Origin of the sequence: Halorussus salinus (assembly GCF_004765815.2) — an archaeon.
Classification (GTDB): Archaea; Halobacteriota; Halobacteria; order Halobacteriales; family Haladaptataceae; genus Halorussus; species Halorussus salinus.
On the sequence record NZ_SBIS02000008.1, the window covers coordinates 211,035 to 225,809 of the forward strand.

Sequence of the window (14,775 nt, forward strand, 5' to 3'; positions counted from 1 at the left end):
TCCGTCAGAGCCGAACCCAGTTGGTCGTCGTCCCGCGGTCCGGGACGTGCCACCGCTGTTCGGCGTCGCGCCCGTCGGCCGCGGGGTCCGCCGCGCGAATCTCGATGACCGCGTCCGCTTCTCGTTCGAGCGCCCGCACCCGGTCGCTGTCGTAGGCGTCCCGCAGGACGTAGTGAGCCATCCCGTCGTTGTCCCGGACCCGGCGGCCGACCGCCCGACAGCACTCCCGGACGACCGCCTCGCCGTGGTGGTCGAGCAAGGTTCCGACCGAGTCCACGCCGACGCGCAACTCCGCGGGACGCAGACCGCTGGCCCGGTGGGCGAACTCCTCGACGCCGGAGACGAGCGCCGACCGGAGACCGCCGAGTTCGGCGTCGGTGACGCGCGTCTCCGGAATGTCGTCGAACTCCTCGCTTCGGGGTACCGCATCGGCGACCGACCGCGGCGTGACCTCGTAGTTGGCTATCTTCGTCGTCCGGGCCAGCGCGAACGGCGAGTCGCCGGGACTCGGGAGTCGCCGCTCGACGCTCCGGGAACTCGCGTCGGTCACCGCCAGCAGGCGATAGCGTAGCGTCTCGGGATTGCCGAACAGGCTGGCGCTGGCGCGGGTAAAGAGTTCGCGCCGGGCGTCGCCGACGACGAGGAGGGTACAGCCCGTAGATTTGAACTCGTTCAACAGGCTGAGGAAGTCGGTGAACTCGTCGTCCGGACGGTCGTCCGAGCGCCCGGCGCTCCCACTGTCTGTAGCCATCGGTCCGTTCTCTACCCCTTTTTCTCCTCTAATGCGTATAAAATTTCTTAATCTGGCTCCCTAAAATATATTTAATTCGATACTTCCCCGCGGAAACTCACGGCGATTCCCTCGCCGAGCGGGAGCGCGACGGTCTCGAACTCGGGGTCGTCGCGCACCGTCAGGAGGTAGTCCGCGATACCTCGCGTCTGGTCGTCCACCTCGTCGGGGTCGTCGCCTTCGAGGAGTGCGAGGATGGTCTCGAAGTCCTGAATCCCGCTCTCCATCGCGTTGTCGGCGATGACGACGCCGCCCTCGGCGACCTTCCCGCGCACGGCGTCGAGCGCGTCGGGGTAGCCGTCCTTGTGGCAGTCCACCAGCACCACGTCGAAGGGACCGTCGTACCGCTCGACCGTTTCGAGGGCGTCGCCCTCCTCGAAAACTGCTCGGTCGGCGTACCCGCCGCGAGAGAGGTACTCGCGCGCATCGTCGAGTTCGTCGGCGTCGTGTTCGGTGAGGACTATCTCGCCGTCCGCGGGGAGCGCCTCGGCGAACCAGTACGCCGAGTAGCCGAACCCCGAACCGAACTCGAAGACGCGCTCGGCCTCGACCATCCGGGCCGCGAGTCGGAGGAACGACCCCACCGCGGGGCCGACCGTCGGAAAGCCGATCTCCTCGCCGTGGGCCTCCATCTCCCGGAGGGTGTCGTCGCGGTCGGGAACCATCGCGCGGACGAATCGCTCGGTGTGGTCCGGTAGGAGCGTCATGGTCGAACCGTCGCGCGTCGAAAAGGTAAGTGTTCGTGGGACGGCGCTACCGGCGGCGTCGGACCGAGTTCGTGCGGTCGGTCGCCGCGGTCCGGTCAGGCGGTCGTGGTGGTCCGGTTCGCGGCGGCTGTCGTGGTGCGGCGCGGTGCGTCGCCCGTGATGACGAACGCGACTTCGCCGATGGGTAGGCCGTTCGGGCCGATGTACGGCCGGTCGGTCGCGTTCTCGGCACCGACCTCCGCGGCGCTCGTGGCGTTGAAGCCGAACTGCCGGTCGCCGTCGGTGTCCACGTGCGGCGCGGCGATGACGACCTGCGACCCGTTTATCTCCGTGTTGAGCGGGACGGTCACGTTCTCGTAGGTGCCCGGTTCGAGGTACGACGAGTTCCCGAGGAGCGTCCCGTTCTGCGCGAAGATTGCGAGGTAGCCCCCGTCGGAGAGGTTCGCCTCGTCCACGACGACGGCCGACCCGTTGGTCCGCTGGTCGGTGAACGTCACGGTCGCGTTGGCCGTCTCGTTGGCCTCCTCGCCCTGCGTCGTCGTCTCCTGCGCGAGCGGCGCGGCCGAGGAGTCCGCGAGTCCTGCCTCGGCCCCTCCTCGGGTGGGCGTCGCACCGACCGCGCCCGACAGCCCGGCGGTAATCAACAACACTGTGAAAACGAGCGCTCCGAACGTCGCTGTTCGTGTCATTCTCCCGTGAGTCCTGTACCCGCCGACGAATAAACGAAAGCGACTGTTTCCGGCCGTTCACGCCCGTAACCCTCGGATACGACGGTTACGGTCGAACGAACGAGGGGTTAAGTTCGACTTACGACGCGCGGCAACCGGCTCCCGACCCGCGGCGAGTTCGCTCCGCGAGCGGGCCGCTCGCGGAACGGACTCGAAGAATTCTCCACCTGCTTTTGCAGTTAGTAATTATTGCTCTTGGAACGACGTAGGTAGCCGAGGTGGCTCACTCGGCTCCGAGGTCGGCCCCGGCGAGGTCGGCGAGCGCGCCTGCCAGCACTCGGGTCGCGGTCGCGCAGTCGTCCCAGTCGGTCCACTCCTTCGGGTTGTGGGAGATGCCGTCGCGCGAGGGCGCGAACAGCAGGCCCGCGTCCGTGACGCTGGCGACGTGCATCGTGTCGTGGGCCGCGCCCGAGTGCATGTCCAGCGTCTCGATACCGGCCCGCTCGCCCGCGTCGTGAGCGGCGTCCCGAACCCGGTCGCTCATCGGCGTCGGTTCGAGGTCGAACGGGCGACGGAACTCGGTCTCGACGCCGCGCTCGCGTTCGAGTCTGGCGAGGCTCCGCTCGGCGCGCGCGACGAGTTCCTGCATCGCGTCGCGGTCCACGTCTCGAATATCGACGCCCGTCTCGACCGCGCCGGGGACGACGTTGGTCGCGTTCGGGCGCACGTCGAGACTGCCGACCGTCCCCACGGCGGTCTCGCTGTCGGCCGCGACGACCTCGTTCGCGGCCCGCTCCACGTCCAGCACGAACTCGCTGGCGGCGGCCAGCGCGTCGGTCCGGTCGCCCATCGGCGTCGCTCCGGCGTGGTTGGCCTCGCCGCGGACCGTCGCCTCGCAGTGAGTGATACCCGTGATGGCGGTGACGACGCCGACCGGGACTCCGGCGTCGGTCAACCGCTCGCTCTGCTCGACGTGGAGTTCGAGCCACGCGTCCCACTCGCTGGCGTCGAGGAGTCCCTCGCCCCGAAAACCGATAGTCTCCAGCGCGGATTCGAGCGTGACGGTGCCCTCGCGGTCGCCCACGCCGTCGGCTTCGAGCGCGAGGGCGTCCTCCACCGACCGCTCGCCCACCGCGACCGACGACCCCAGCAAGCCCGACGCGAACCGCTGGCCTTCCTCCTCGGTGAACGAGACGACTTCGACCGGGCGGTCGGGTTCGAGGCCCGCGTCCTGCATCGCGCGGACGGCTTCGAGCGCCGCGTAGACGCCCAGCGGGCCGTCGAAGATGCCGCCCTCCGGGACGGAATCGAGGTGGCTCCCGGCCGCCACGGGTGCCGGGTCGGCGTCGCCGTCCGCGTCGGAATCGGTCTCCGGCGCGACTCCGACGCTCTCGGGCGTCCACCGACCCGCGACGTTCCCCACGGCGTCGATTCGAACGTCGAGTCCGGCGTCTTCGAGTCGTTCCACGAGGTACTCGCGGGCCTCGCGGTTGGGTTCGGTGCCGGTGAGGACGGTCCGGCCGCGGCCCTCGTCGGCCTCGATGTCGCCGAACGCGGCGTTCCGCTCGATGTCGTCTCTGAGTCGCCGGGCGTCTACCGCGAGGAGGTCGTCGTCTGCGTCCATGGCGGTGAGTCGCACGCCGGAGTAATGAGTGGTCGGGAACCAGCGAAGGAGTCGTCGGGACTCCTCGCCGCGTTACGGTCGCGCGACCAGCACGGAGGCGTCGGCCGAGCCGACCACCTTCTCGCTGGTCGTCCCGAGGAGACGGTCGGTCAGTCCCGACTCGCCGCTCGCGCCCACGACCACGAGGTCCACGTCCCGGTCGTCGGCGTACTGGGTTATCGCTTCGTGGGGCGTGCCTTCGAGGATTTCTCGTTCGTGGGCGACGCCCGCCGCTTCGGCCCGTTCTTCCCCATCACCGAGCGCATCGTCGGCCTCCTGTCGGTGTGTCTCCGCGAGGTCGTCGGCGATGGCACCGACGGCCGACGCGGACATCTCCTCTCCTATATCGACCACGTACAGGAAGTGAGCCGTCGCTCCGCGGTCGCTCGCGATAGCTACCCCCTGTTCGACTGCGGCCTCACTCCCCTCGCTCCCGTCGGTCGGTATCAGAACGTCGTGATACACCTGTCGGGTTACTGCATCGGTATGCAAAAAGGTGCGGGCGGTGGCGGGCTACGCGTTCCCGTCCACCGCGGGCCGTTCCTTGTCGAGCGGGTCCTCGATGTCGCCCATGACCGTCTCCAGCAGGTCGGTCACGGTCACGAGGCCGACGACATCGCCGTCCTCGACGACCAACGCGAGTTCCTGATTCTCGGTCTGGAACTGGTCGATGGCGTCGCTCACGTCGGCGTCCGGCGAGAGGGTCATCGGCGGCGCGGCCAGTTCCGTGAAGTCGATGTCGTCACCGGTCAGCATCTCGCGGTGGCGCACGAGGACGGGCGTGTAGACGATACCCACGAAGTCGGTGAGGTCGCCCCCGACCAGCGGGTACCGCGTCTGGGGTCGCTCGGACATCCGCCGAAAGTTCTCGTCGGCGTCGGCCTCGGTGGACAGCGCGACGATTTCGTCCGGCGGCACCATCACCTCGCGGACCGACTGCTCGCCGACGTACAGCGCGCTCATCACCTCGTCCCGGCGCTCGTCGGAGAGGTCCCCGCGTTCGAGGACCGAACCGAGTCGGTTGCGGAGGTCGGCCCGCGACTCGATGGCGTCCTCCTCGGTTTCGAGCCACGCGCCGGTCATCTCGATACCGAACAGTTTGAGCGTCCACTTGGCTACCGTGTCGCCGAGCGTGATGAGCGGCGAGATGACGTAGTGGAACCAGTACAGCGGGGACGCGCCGTACCGACAGACCATCCGGGAGCGCTCGACGCCGAGATACGTCGGCGTCTGCTCGCCGTGGGTCAGGTGGACGAGGTTGATGATGAGGAACGCGATGATGGCACCCGCGCCGACCGACGCGAACGCGGTGTTCGCGAACAGCGGTTCGAAGATGGCCGCGAGCGCGGGTTCGGCGACGATGCCGACCGCGATGCTCGACGCGGTGATGCCGACCTGACAGGTGGTGAGATATATTTCCAAGTTCTGGGTCATCTCCCACGCCCGCTCCAACGCCGGGGTGTCGTCGACGAACTCGTCTTCGGTGAACTGCCGGGCGCGCGTCAGCGCGAACTCGATGGCGACGAAGAAGCCGTTCGCCAGTATCAGCATCGTCCCCGCGACGAGTCGAGCCCCGACTTCGAGTGAGTTCATCGTTTCGACGGTAGGACGCTCCGCGTGAAATGAATGGTGGCTTTCGACCGGCGCGCCGGATTCGGCGTCCTTCCCGACAGTTTCGGCCGACCGTCCGTCGAGGAGCTATCCGGCGTCGCCACCTCCGGTCGTCGCGTCCGGTCACGCCGCTCGGTCGTTCGCGTCCAGATACTCCGCCAACAGCGACGGGAAGTCCCGACCGCGCAGGTAGCGCAGGCCGAAGTCCTCGGCCCAACTGACGATGCCCACGTCCTCGGTGACGACGCCCGCGTCGAGTTCGCGCGCCAGCACCAGCAGGTCGAAGTCCTCGTGGGAGTCTAACACGCCCTGCCGGAGCGCCTTGCGGTACTTCTCCCGGAGGTCCGAAACCAACTGGTCCACGTCGGTCATGTACTCTTGGCCGTCGAGGGGTTCGCCGTCGAGGGCTTGGGCTTCCCGGACGGCCTCCTCGGAGACGCGCAACCCGCGGTTCACTCGGTCGCTCATCTCGTCGATGAACTCGAAGACGATTTCGGCCGGAATCATCACCTCGAAGCGCGCGGGGTGTTTCTTGATGACCCACGTGTTGAGCTTCGAGAACACTTCGTCGGAGACGCCCCTGTCCCGGAGCATCCCGGTCAGTTCGTCGTAAACCGACGGCGGGATGTAACACGAGATGTTGAGCGAGAGTTTCGCCTCGGCTATCAGGTCGAGCAACCGCAGTACCGCCTCCTCGCGCTCCTCGTCGTCCCGGCGAATCTCGTCGGCGAAGAACACCGACGTGTCGAGGACGAACCGCTGTTCGAGCGGAAATTCGGCCATCTATCGGTAGTTCCGCGGCCACGGACATGAACGCATCGGCGCGGCGGAATTTGGTGTGGTAACACATATCACGAAACCCCGAAAAAAGCTTACTATCTCGCCCGTCGTACCTACGGTTGCGGCGAGACGGAGGGACACACCGGACGAGCAGTCTCGAACCGTCCGTAGTGGCGACGACGAGACGGCTTAGGGGTGAACACTAAATGGCCGATAACACGGTCACGAGGTCAAAGCCCCGAAGGAGAACCGCAGCGACCCGAAACCGTCCTGCCATGGCAGGACGGTACGAAGACCAAGTAACGGACGCCACGTGAGCGGCGTTCGCAAAACTGACAGAAGTCAGCACGGTCGTACGGGTCGCGGAAAACGTCTCCCGTCCGGGTTCTAGCTCCGGTCTCGCCCGTCGATTTCTGGCGGTCTCGAACCGAGGAGCGACCCGTTTCAGACCGGCGATAACTCGAACAGTCCGCTCGGATAGACAGTCACGTCGAACCCGGCGTAGGCGAACGAGACGTGACCGTTCACCTCCGGTAGGCCGTCTTCGCCGACTAATTCGTCTATCAACTCGGGGTCTACCGCGTCGTGGAGCGGATTCAGCTCCAGCGGATCGACTCCCGCCCGGTCGGCGACGCCGACGACGAGGGCGTGACTCGGCTTTGCGTCGCTCGCCGGGTCGTAGTTGACTCTGTGAGTCTCCGGACCGCAGTTGGCGGGACCGTCGTTCGTCTCGTCACTGTCGAACATTGTATCACTGGATGGGCTACCGACAGGTAACTGCTCGAAATCGCGGACCGATAGAGTACGTCTACGGAACGGTTCGTACGGGACGGACCTGCATATACTTACCGACTTTCCGTTTCGAATTAGCACTGCGCCGCTCGCATCGAATCGTCCTCCGAACGTTCCGCATCGGACCGCTCCCTATCGAACCACTCGCTCGCGCATCTCGACCGTTCACCCGTCCCGATGGCTCTCGTCTCGGTGCCATCCGTCTTCGGCCGCCTCGTACAGTTCCAGACAGGCCGACACCCGGTCGCCGCCCCAGTAGCGAACCGTCTTCGTGCGCGAGTCGTAGTCAACGAACGCCTCCTCGGCGAGTTTCGGCAGGTGCTTGTGGTGGAGCGCGATGGCGACCCGCTGGCGGTGTCGCTCGTTTTCGACCGCCGAGGAGTCCCCCGTTGACGCTTCGCCGTCGCTCGGCGCTTCGCTGTCCGGGGACGCTTCGCCGTCCGGGGACTCCTCGGCTTCGCGCTCGGTCACGTAATCCACGAGTCGGTCCAGTTCGACCGCGTCCACCGACGCCGAATCGAAGAACGACAGCACGTATCGGGATCGCCTGTCGGCTATCGTCTCGAACAATCGGTCGATACACCACTCGTCGCTGTCGGAGAGCGACGAGGAGAACGGTGGGGAGTCGTCGTCGCTTCCGCTAGACGCGTCGTCGCACATGTTAGCTGTTACCAGAGGTGTGCCGTGTTTAGGTCTGACGGGCAGACGCGCCGCGCGTAATAAATTGAAATCGAGCGAGGCGAAACGTTTGCGTTTACTGAATCGAGGCCGGAAACGCCACCGGTGGTTCGGGGGTCGTCCGTCCGGGCATGAGTCCGGAGTCGGATGTGCAGATTCGGCGGATATCGACCGCAAGCGGCCATCTGAAGCCATAACTGTCCCGGAAGCAATACGTTGCGCGAGACCGACCCACCGACCATGCGAGCCTACAAGTCGAAGGTCGTCTCTCCGATTCGCCTCCCCGAGCGCGACGAGCGCGAAGCGCAACTCGAAGCGGCCGGGTACAACGTCTTCAATCTCGACTCCGAGGCGGTGTTCGTGGACCTCCTGACCGACAGCGGCACCGGGACGATGAGCGAGTCCCAGTGGGCCGCGATGATGTCGGGCGACGAGGCCTACGCCGGGTCCGAGAGCTTCGACCGCTTGCAGGAGTCCGTCGCCGACGTGATGGGCTTCGAGCGAATCCTGCCCGCCCATCAGGGTCGCGGCGCAGAGAACGTCCTCTACGGCGCGCTCGTCTCCGAGGGCGACTACGTGCCGAACAACACCCACTTCGACACCACGCGCGCTCACATCTCGAACAACGGGGCCGAACCGGTCGATTGTCCTCACGCCGAGGCCCTGTCGAGCGACCGCGACTTCGCTGGCGACATCGACGTTGAGCGCGTCCGGGAACTGGCCGACGACGTGGGAAAGGAGAAGATTCCCGCAATCCTGCTCACGCTCACGAACAACTCGCTGGCCGGGCAACCGGTCAGCGTCGAGAACGTCCGCGAGACCCGCAAACTGGCCGACGAACTCGACGCGACGTTCGTCATCGACGCCTGCCGATTCGCGGAAAACGCCTACTTCGTCCGCGAGCGCGAGGCGGAATTCGCCGACCAATCGGTCGCCGAGGTCGCGCGCGAACAGCTCTCGTACGCCGACGCGCTCGTCATGAGCGGCAAGAAGGACGGACTGGTCAACGTCGGCGGCTTCGTCGCCCTGCGGGACGACCCCGAACTCGACGACCTGCACGCGAAAGCCCGCGAGCGGGCCATCCTCTACGAGGGCTTCACCACCTACGGCGGGATGGCGGGTCGGGACTTGGAGGCGATGGCGGTCGGCCTCCGGGAGGCCGTCGAGGAGTCCTACGTCGCCGACCGCGTGGGGCAGGTCCGGCGACTCGGCGACCTCCTCGCGGAGCGCGACGTGCCGGTCCAGCGCCCGACCGGCGGCCACGCCGTCTACGTGAACGCCGCGGAGTTCCTGCCCGAGATTCCCGCCGAGCGATTCCCCGGACAGGCGCTGGTCTGTGAACTCTACCGCGAGGGCGCGGTCCGGGGCGTCGAGTTGGGGAGTTTCGCGTTCCCCGACACCGACCGCCCGGAACTGGTTCGCCTCTCGCTTCCCCGCCGGACCTACGGCGCGGACCACCTCGAACACGTCGCCGAGACGTTCGAGCGCGTCGCCGAGCGCCGCGACGCGGGCGAGATTTCCGGCCTCGAAATCACCGACGAACCGGAGATGGCCGAGTTACGCCACTTCAGCGCGGAGTTGCGGCCGGTCGAGGAGTCCGAGGCGACCGAGACCGCGACCGCCGACTGAGCGGACTCCTCCGAGCGAGGTGGGTTCGGGGCAATCCCCACATTGTTATCGACTACCACGAACTCCTTATCTCGTCTCGATACTAACCTCCGAACGTAACCGTCGCACGGAGCGACGGGTGGGGATATCGAATGACATACCACAGACCTGCCGGTGAGACGTACGGCGGCATCGCCCCGACCGAGGAGCGAGGCCGCGGGACCGACCGGCGAGACGACGACCGGCGACGCGGCGACCGACGGTCTGGCGACGGACCGCTCGACTACGAGACGGTATCGGTCCCGGTGCTGGTAATCGGTGCGGGCGCGGCCGGTGCCCGCACGGCGATAGAACTCGCGGAGCGCGGCGTCGAGTCGCTCGTCGTCGGCAAGCGCGACCACGGCGACGCGCACACGACGTGGGCCGCCGGGGGCATCAACGGCTCGCTCGGGAGCCTCGACCCGGACGACGACTGGACGATTCACGCCGCGGATACGCTGAAGGAGGGCCACTTCCTCAACGACCCCGTGGCCGTCGAGACGGTGACGAAGGCGATGCCCGACCGACTCCGAGAACTGGACGAGTGGGGGACGAACTTCGACAAGACCGACGAGGGCCGCATCAATCAGCGGTACTTCGGTGCCCAGTCGTTCCGCCGGACCGCGTTCGTCGGCGACCGGACCGGCGAGGCCATCCTCGACGCGCTCGTGGCGAAAGCCCGGTCGCTCGACGTTCCGTACCGCGAGAACGTCATGGTCACGGACCTGTTGAGCGACGGCCAGCGCGTCTACGGCGCGGTCGCGGTGGACCTGACCGACGGCCGCTTCGTGCTGTTCGCGGCCGACAGCGTGGTCGTGGCCGCGGGCGGGTTCTCGGCGCTCTACGGCCGCCACTCGTCGCGTGACGACGAGAACACCGCCGACGGCCCGGCGCTGGCGTACGAGGCTGGCGCGGACCTGATGGACCTCGAATTCGTCCAGTTCCACCCGACCGGCATGGTCGGGAACCGCTACGGCGAGGAGTGGTCCGGTCGCCTCGTGACCGAGGCGGTCCGGGGCGAGGGCGGTCGCCTCTACAACGCCGATGGCGAGCGGTTCATGGAGCGATACTCGCCCGACCAGATGGAACTCGACGCCCGCGACGTGGTGGCCCGCGCCATCGCTCGGGAGGTCCGGGAGGGCCGGGGCACCGAGAACGGCGGCGTGTATCTCGACATCAGCCACCGCGACGCCGACTACGTGCGCGAGCGCCTGCCGAAGATGGTCGAGCGATTCGCGTCGCTCGGCGTGGACATCACCGAGGAGGCCGTCGAAATCGCGCCGACCGCCCACTACACGATGGGCGGGGTGGACATCGACTGGACGACCGGCGAGACGCGCGTGGAGGGTCTATACGCCGTCGGCGAGTCGGCGGCGGGCGTCCACGGGGCGAACCGCCTCGGCGGGAACTCGTTGGCCGAGACGGTGGCGATGGCTCCGGTGGTCGGCCGCCACGTCGCGGAGCGCGACCCCGAAGCCCCGGACCTCGGCGACGCGGACCCGGCAGACGCCGACTTCCCGAGCGGGATGGTCGCGTACGCCGAGCGCGCGATGGGCGCGCTCGCGGACCTCGAAGCCGCCGACGGCGACACGCGACCGGCGGAACTAATAGCCGACCTGCGGAAGCTGATGGACGACCACGCGGGCATCATCCGTGACGGCGACTCGCTCCGCGAGGGCCTCGCGGACCTCCGACTCCTGCGTGACCGGACCGCGGAGGTGCGCGTGGTCGGCGACCGGACCGGCGAGGACTTCGAACTCGCGCTCGACCTCGCGTTCATGCTGACGCTGGCCGAAGGTCTCCTCCGGGGCGCGCTCGTCCGCGAGGAGTCCCGCGGCGCGCACTTCCGGACCGACTACCCCGAGAAGTCGCCTGCGTGGCGACGGAACATCTTGTTCCGCCGGGGCGACACGGGGATGGACCACTTCACCCGCGAGGTGGCCGCGCCCTCGCCCGAGGTGCAGAAAGCCCTCGACGCGGGGTACGAACTGGACTACCACCACCTCGAATAAGCGCGGCGCGTCGGACGCTCCGATGCGACCGACTCCCGGACGCTCCGATGCGACCGACTCCCGGACGCTCGCGCCCGACCGATTTTCCGTCCGGCGCGTGCGGGCGTGGCCGCTCGTGGCCACGCCCGTTCGCGTGAGGGATGAGCATCGCAAGGAGCGAAGCGACCGAGACGCGCAATCGGTTGGGGAGGGTGTGGCCCGCAGTCGCGGTGCGGTGCTTTGCGGTAGACTCGTCGGAGTCGGCGATAATCCGCTTCGCTGTCGTCGCTGTACCGTTCCGGTTGTGTCGATTCGATGACTAAAATTCCCCCCCAGTTCGAGTTTACACTCCCTCGACCGTCTCGCGGTACGACCGGACCTCTTCGCGGGCCGACTCGACATGCACGGACTCCTCGCCCTCTAGCGCCGACGAAATCTCTCGAAGCCCGTGCATCACGCGGTCGAGTCGGCCGTGGTCCGGCCCTCGGTCGGCGTCGGCCATCGACCGGAGTTGGTCGGCGAACGAGCCGAGTCGGTCGGCCGTCTCGTCGTCCGAGATACTGTCCCGCACGTCGCTTAGCGTCTCTGCGGCGGTCCGGAGGTCGCTTCTGTCGTCTGCCATGCGCGAGGCTACGACCGAAGGCGGGAAATGCGTTTGGCTCCTCGCCCGCTCGGCTATCACCGCCCGCCCGCGAACTGCGTCTCCGATTCGGTCGCAATCGGTGTTCTCATTTACCGGCGGTTCCTACGCCGGGGCATGGCCTCCAAACTCAAGCGCGGACTGTACGCACTGGTCGGACTCGTCGGACTCGGCTTCGCGGTCCACTACGCCCTGTTCGGGTCGCTCCCGCTCGGAACGCCGGAGCTGCTGAAAGACGACGACGCAGACGAGGTGCAGTGGCAGGAAGTCGACCCCTGAGCATCGCGCCCCGAACGGCAGCTACATTTAAGTTTTCGACCGCGAAATAAAGCGGTATGGAACAGCGACTCAAAGCGGCGCTCCTGTACTTCGGCGGCGGCCTCGTCGGCCTCGCGTATCTCGTCGGCGTGATGGGTGACCCGCTGGCTACGTCGGGACCCCAACGGTTCCCGCCTATCGTGTACACCGTGGCGATGACGCTCGGTCTCCTCGTCGGTATCGGTCTCTTCCTCGACTTCGACCCGCTGGTGAACCTGCTGGTCGGCGAGTGAACCTGCTGGTCGGCGAGCAAAGAAGGAGTCGAAACGCCACACCGAAACGCGACCCGGAGACGGAACGCGGGGTCCCGATTCAGCAGGCTCCGGCTTCGTTGCAGACCCAATCGGCGTTCTCCTCGGTGTTCGGGAGGTTACAGAGGAGACTCACGAACGTGGCGCACGCGACCAGTCCGACGCCGCCGCTGGCGATGCCCGCCGCGCCGCAGATGTACGGACTCGCGTAGCTACAGCCGATATCCCAGCCCAGTTGGACGGCGGCCGCACAGCCCGAACACGAGTCGATGTAGCCGTGATCGAGCAGTTGCTTCGCGGCGTCAGTCTGAGCGAAGGTGATGGCGGAAGTCCACAGGAACGTCGCGCCCTTGAACCCGCGGGGGAGGTCGCCCTCGTCGGAAAGCTCCTCGGCGAGGTCGAACTTGACGGTGTGAGACGTGATGGCGAGGTCGCCGCCGATCTCCTCTAAGTCCTTGGTATCGACGCTGGAGAAGGCGTTCGTACACCAGTTGATGGCGTCCTGAACCGCGCCCCAGAAGTCGTTCCAGAGACCCTGCGTCCGCACTTGGTCGCCCGCCTGTTGGTGGGCGGTCCGGAACGCATCGACGTTGAACGTGACCGAAGTCGTCGCGAGCGTCGCGCCCGTGCTGGCGACGCTGACCCCGTTCTCCTCGACGCCGTACGACTCGATGAACGCGTTCGACTCGAACACGGTGTTGTCGGCCGACTGAGTGCCGACGCTCTGGCCGTCGAAGGAGTCGAACTCCTGTTGCTTGGTGAAGCCGTCAGAGGTCTTCCACTCGTAGCTAGCGTAGCCGTTCGTGGCGTCCGCACTCGCGGTCGCCAGAACCTGCGCACCGTCGCCGCGCTGGAGGTCCGTCAGGTCGAACACGACCGTCTCGCGGTCGATGTACTCGCTCCCCTCGGGCGGGGAGACGGCGGTGATGCCGCCAGCGTCGTGGCGAACGCGGCCGTACTCCGAGGCGGCCCCGAGTAGCGTCTGGACCTTCTCGCGTCGCTCCATCTCGGCGGCGAGTTGGAGCGCGACCGAGCTATCGACGCGCTCCTCGTCGGCACCGTAGTCGAGCGAGACCGTGACGCTCCGGTTGCCTTTCGAGGACGAGACGACGATTTCGGTCGGTCGGCCCGTAACGGAGACGAGGTCTATCTCGCCGCCCTCGACGGTAACCTCCCGAGCGCGCTCGCCGTTCGCAAACTGGCCCGTGGTGCGAACAGTGAACTCCGCGGCGGTGTCACCCGTGGCTTCGAGTTCGAGTCGCTGGGACCCCGGCGGCGACCTGACGCTCCCCACGCCGGGAACGTCCAGCGAGACGAACCCGCCGATGTACCGTACCGTCGACGTGCCGCCCTTGGCCTGCGATTCGACGACGGCGCGGCCCGAGGCGGTCGCGGTTCCGTCACCCGACACGGCGGCGTCGTGGCCGAAGGTGAGTTCGTAGGACTCGCCGCGGGCCTCGACGGTCGCCTCGCCGAGGTCGGTCAGCGGGAGCGGCGTGTCGGACGCGACTTCCGTCCCGTTGTGGACGAGCGTCGCGTCGCCGTCGAGGTCGAGATAGGTCAGTTCGCCAGCGTACGAGAGAACGTGTGAACCGCCCGAGAGCGTTCCCTCGACGCGTCGGTCGTCGCGTCGGGTCGCGGTGCCCTCGCTCACTTCGAGCGCGCCGCTCGCGGACACGTCGTAGGAGACCGACCCGTCGGCGACGATTTCGAGCGTCTCGTGGGGGAACGACTCGTAGTCGAACGGACGGCCGTCGACGGTGACGTTCGCGTCGCCGTCAACTTCGAACTCGGTGAACTCGCCGGTGAAGGAGAACTCGTGTCGTCCGCCTTCGAGCGACGCCTTCGCGGTGCCCAGTTTGACGCCCCTCGCGGGGGCGTCTACGGCCGAGAGGAGACCGGTGACGCTGAACTCGTAGGTGACTTCGCCGCTGGCCTCGACGACCAGCGTCCGGTCGGCGGCGCTCTTCTGTGCGCGAGCATCGCCGAAGACTTGCAGGTCGCTGGGGCCGACCCCGGTTGCGGTGGCGGTCGCGGCTCCAGCGACTCCGAGCGAACGGAGAACGTTACGTCGAGAAACGGTATTTGAATTCGTATCTTTCACTGCGAATAATTAACCCTACTACTATAATTTAAAACTTTGGAATATAGAAATATTATTGGCGAGGAGACCCGCCGCTCACACTCGTCGTTGGAGCGTCGCGAACGGAGACGCGGAAATCGAGCGTCAGAAGTCGGT

At 67.0% G+C, this 14,775-nt stretch carries 15 protein-coding genes; 4 read left to right on the forward strand and 11 right to left on the reverse strand.

Going from position 1 to position 14,775, the window contains the following annotated elements; translation table 11 throughout:
• Positions 1-4 precede the first annotated feature (4 nt).
• The 9 genes from EPL00_RS18085 to EPL00_RS18125 all read right to left on the reverse strand — a co-directional run bounded on the left by EPL00_RS18085 (position 5) and on the right by EPL00_RS18125 (position 7,671).
• Entirely contained in the window at positions 5-751 is a 747-nt protein-coding gene (locus EPL00_RS18085; RefSeq protein ID WP_135854150.1) for a DUF7504 family protein, read from the reverse strand.
• Positions 752-822: 71 nt separating this feature from the next.
• Positions 823-1,497 carry an O-methyltransferase gene (locus tag EPL00_RS18090; protein WP_135854149.1) on the reverse strand — a complete coding sequence of 225 codons (675 nt, stop codon included), beginning with the start codon at positions 1,495-1,497 and terminating at the stop codon, positions 823-825.
• A gap of 95 nt (positions 1,498-1,592) precedes the next feature.
• Positions 1,593-2,147, reverse strand: coding sequence for a DUF7282 domain-containing protein (locus tag EPL00_RS18095; RefSeq protein ID WP_162224258.1), 555 nt, complete (start codon positions 2,145-2,147; stop codon positions 1,593-1,595).
• 301 nt (positions 2,148-2,448) lie between these two features.
• Positions 2,449-3,789 carry a M20 family metallo-hydrolase gene (locus EPL00_RS18100; RefSeq protein WP_135854147.1) on the reverse strand — a complete coding sequence of 447 codons (1,341 nt, stop codon included), beginning with the start codon at positions 3,787-3,789 and terminating at the stop codon, positions 2,449-2,451.
• 72 nt (positions 3,790-3,861) lie between these two features.
• The gene (locus EPL00_RS18105; protein ID WP_135854146.1) at positions 3,862-4,293 is read right to left on the reverse strand and encodes a universal stress protein; all 432 of its coding nucleotides are present in this window, start codon (positions 4,291-4,293) and stop codon (positions 3,862-3,864) included.
• 48 nt (positions 4,294-4,341) lie between these two features.
• Positions 4,342-5,421, reverse strand: a complete 1,080-nt coding sequence (locus EPL00_RS18110; protein ID WP_135854145.1) for a hemolysin family protein — start codon at positions 5,419-5,421, stop codon at positions 4,342-4,344.
• Positions 5,422-5,562: 141 nt separating this feature from the next.
• Positions 5,563-6,222, reverse strand: coding sequence for an RNA ligase partner protein (locus EPL00_RS18115; RefSeq protein ID WP_135854144.1), 660 nt, complete (start codon positions 6,220-6,222; stop codon positions 5,563-5,565).
• Positions 6,223-6,663: 441 nt separating this feature from the next.
• Positions 6,664-6,966 carry a HalOD1 output domain-containing protein gene (locus EPL00_RS18120; protein WP_135854143.1) on the reverse strand — a complete coding sequence of 101 codons (303 nt, stop codon included), beginning with the start codon at positions 6,964-6,966 and terminating at the stop codon, positions 6,664-6,666.
• A 210-nt stretch (positions 6,967-7,176) separates the two neighbouring features.
• Entirely contained in the window at positions 7,177-7,671 is a 495-nt protein-coding gene (locus EPL00_RS18125) for a DUF7344 domain-containing protein (RefSeq protein ID WP_135854142.1), read from the reverse strand.
• Positions 7,672-7,929: 258 nt separating this feature from the next.
• Here EPL00_RS18125 and EPL00_RS18130 point away from each other — a divergent pair, with 258 nt between their 5' ends.
• The gene (locus EPL00_RS18130) at positions 7,930-9,318 is read left to right on the forward strand and encodes a tryptophanase (protein ID WP_135854141.1); all 1,389 of its coding nucleotides are present in this window, start codon (positions 7,930-7,932) and stop codon (positions 9,316-9,318) included.
• Between the two features lie 131 nt (positions 9,319-9,449).
• Positions 9,450-11,348 (forward strand): L-aspartate oxidase, encoded by a 1,899-nt coding sequence (locus EPL00_RS18135; protein ID WP_135854140.1) that lies wholly within the window; start codon positions 9,450-9,452, stop codon positions 11,346-11,348.
• Positions 11,349-11,670: 322 nt separating this feature from the next.
• Here EPL00_RS18135 and EPL00_RS18140 read toward each other — a convergent pair whose 3' ends face one another.
• Complete coding sequence (locus tag EPL00_RS18140; RefSeq protein ID WP_135854139.1) at positions 11,671-11,949, reverse strand: DUF7553 family protein; 279 nt, start codon at positions 11,947-11,949, stop codon at positions 11,671-11,673.
• A gap of 135 nt (positions 11,950-12,084) precedes the next feature.
• Here EPL00_RS18140 and EPL00_RS23650 point away from each other — a divergent pair, with 135 nt between their 5' ends.
• Positions 12,085-12,246, forward strand: a complete 162-nt coding sequence (locus EPL00_RS23650; protein ID WP_202932689.1) for a hypothetical protein — start codon at positions 12,085-12,087, stop codon at positions 12,244-12,246.
• A gap of 56 nt (positions 12,247-12,302) precedes the next feature.
• The gene (locus EPL00_RS18145) at positions 12,303-12,518 is read left to right on the forward strand and encodes a hypothetical protein (RefSeq protein ID WP_135854138.1); all 216 of its coding nucleotides are present in this window, start codon (positions 12,303-12,305) and stop codon (positions 12,516-12,518) included.
• Between the two features lie 79 nt (positions 12,519-12,597).
• On the opposite strand, the gene EPL00_RS18150 is transcribed toward EPL00_RS18145, so the two are convergent.
• A complete protein-coding gene (locus EPL00_RS18150; RefSeq protein WP_135854137.1) occupies positions 12,598-14,640 on the reverse strand; it encodes a halocin C8-like domain-containing protein in 2,043 nt (680 codons plus the stop codon).
• Between the last annotated feature and the right edge of the window lie 135 nt (positions 14,641-14,775).

Bases quoted from the DNA above. Each gene is read 5' to 3' on its own strand.
- EPL00_RS18085 (WP_135854150.1), bottom strand. From the start codon at position 751: ATGGCTACAGACAGTGGGAGCGCCGGGCGCTCGGACGACCGTCCGGAC.
- EPL00_RS18090 (WP_135854149.1), bottom strand. From the start codon at position 1,497: ATGACGCTCCTACCGGACCACACCGAGCGATTCGTCCGCGCGATGGTT.
- EPL00_RS18100 (WP_135854147.1), bottom strand. From the start codon at position 3,789: ATGGACGCAGACGACGACCTCCTCGCGGTAGACGCCCGGCGACTCAGA.
- EPL00_RS18110 (WP_135854145.1), bottom strand. From the start codon at position 5,421: ATGAACTCACTCGAAGTCGGGGCTCGACTCGTCGCGGGGACGATGCTG.
- EPL00_RS18115 (WP_135854144.1), bottom strand. From the start codon at position 6,222: ATGGCCGAATTTCCGCTCGAACAGCGGTTCGTCCTCGACACGTCGGTG.
- EPL00_RS18120 (WP_135854143.1), bottom strand. From the start codon at position 6,966: ATGTTCGACAGTGACGAGACGAACGACGGTCCCGCCAACTGCGGTCCG.
- EPL00_RS18125 (WP_135854142.1), bottom strand. From the start codon at position 7,671: ATGTGCGACGACGCGTCTAGCGGAAGCGACGACGACTCCCCACCGTTC.
- EPL00_RS18130 (WP_135854141.1), top strand. From the start codon at position 7,930: ATGCGAGCCTACAAGTCGAAGGTCGTCTCTCCGATTCGCCTCCCCGAG.
- EPL00_RS18135 (WP_135854140.1), top strand. From the start codon at position 9,450: ATGACATACCACAGACCTGCCGGTGAGACGTACGGCGGCATCGCCCCG.
- EPL00_RS18140 (WP_135854139.1), bottom strand. From the start codon at position 11,949: ATGGCAGACGACAGAAGCGACCTCCGGACCGCCGCAGAGACGCTAAGC.
- EPL00_RS23650 (WP_202932689.1), top strand. From the start codon at position 12,085: ATGGCCTCCAAACTCAAGCGCGGACTGTACGCACTGGTCGGACTCGTC.
- EPL00_RS18145 (WP_135854138.1), top strand. From the start codon at position 12,303: ATGGAACAGCGACTCAAAGCGGCGCTCCTGTACTTCGGCGGCGGCCTC.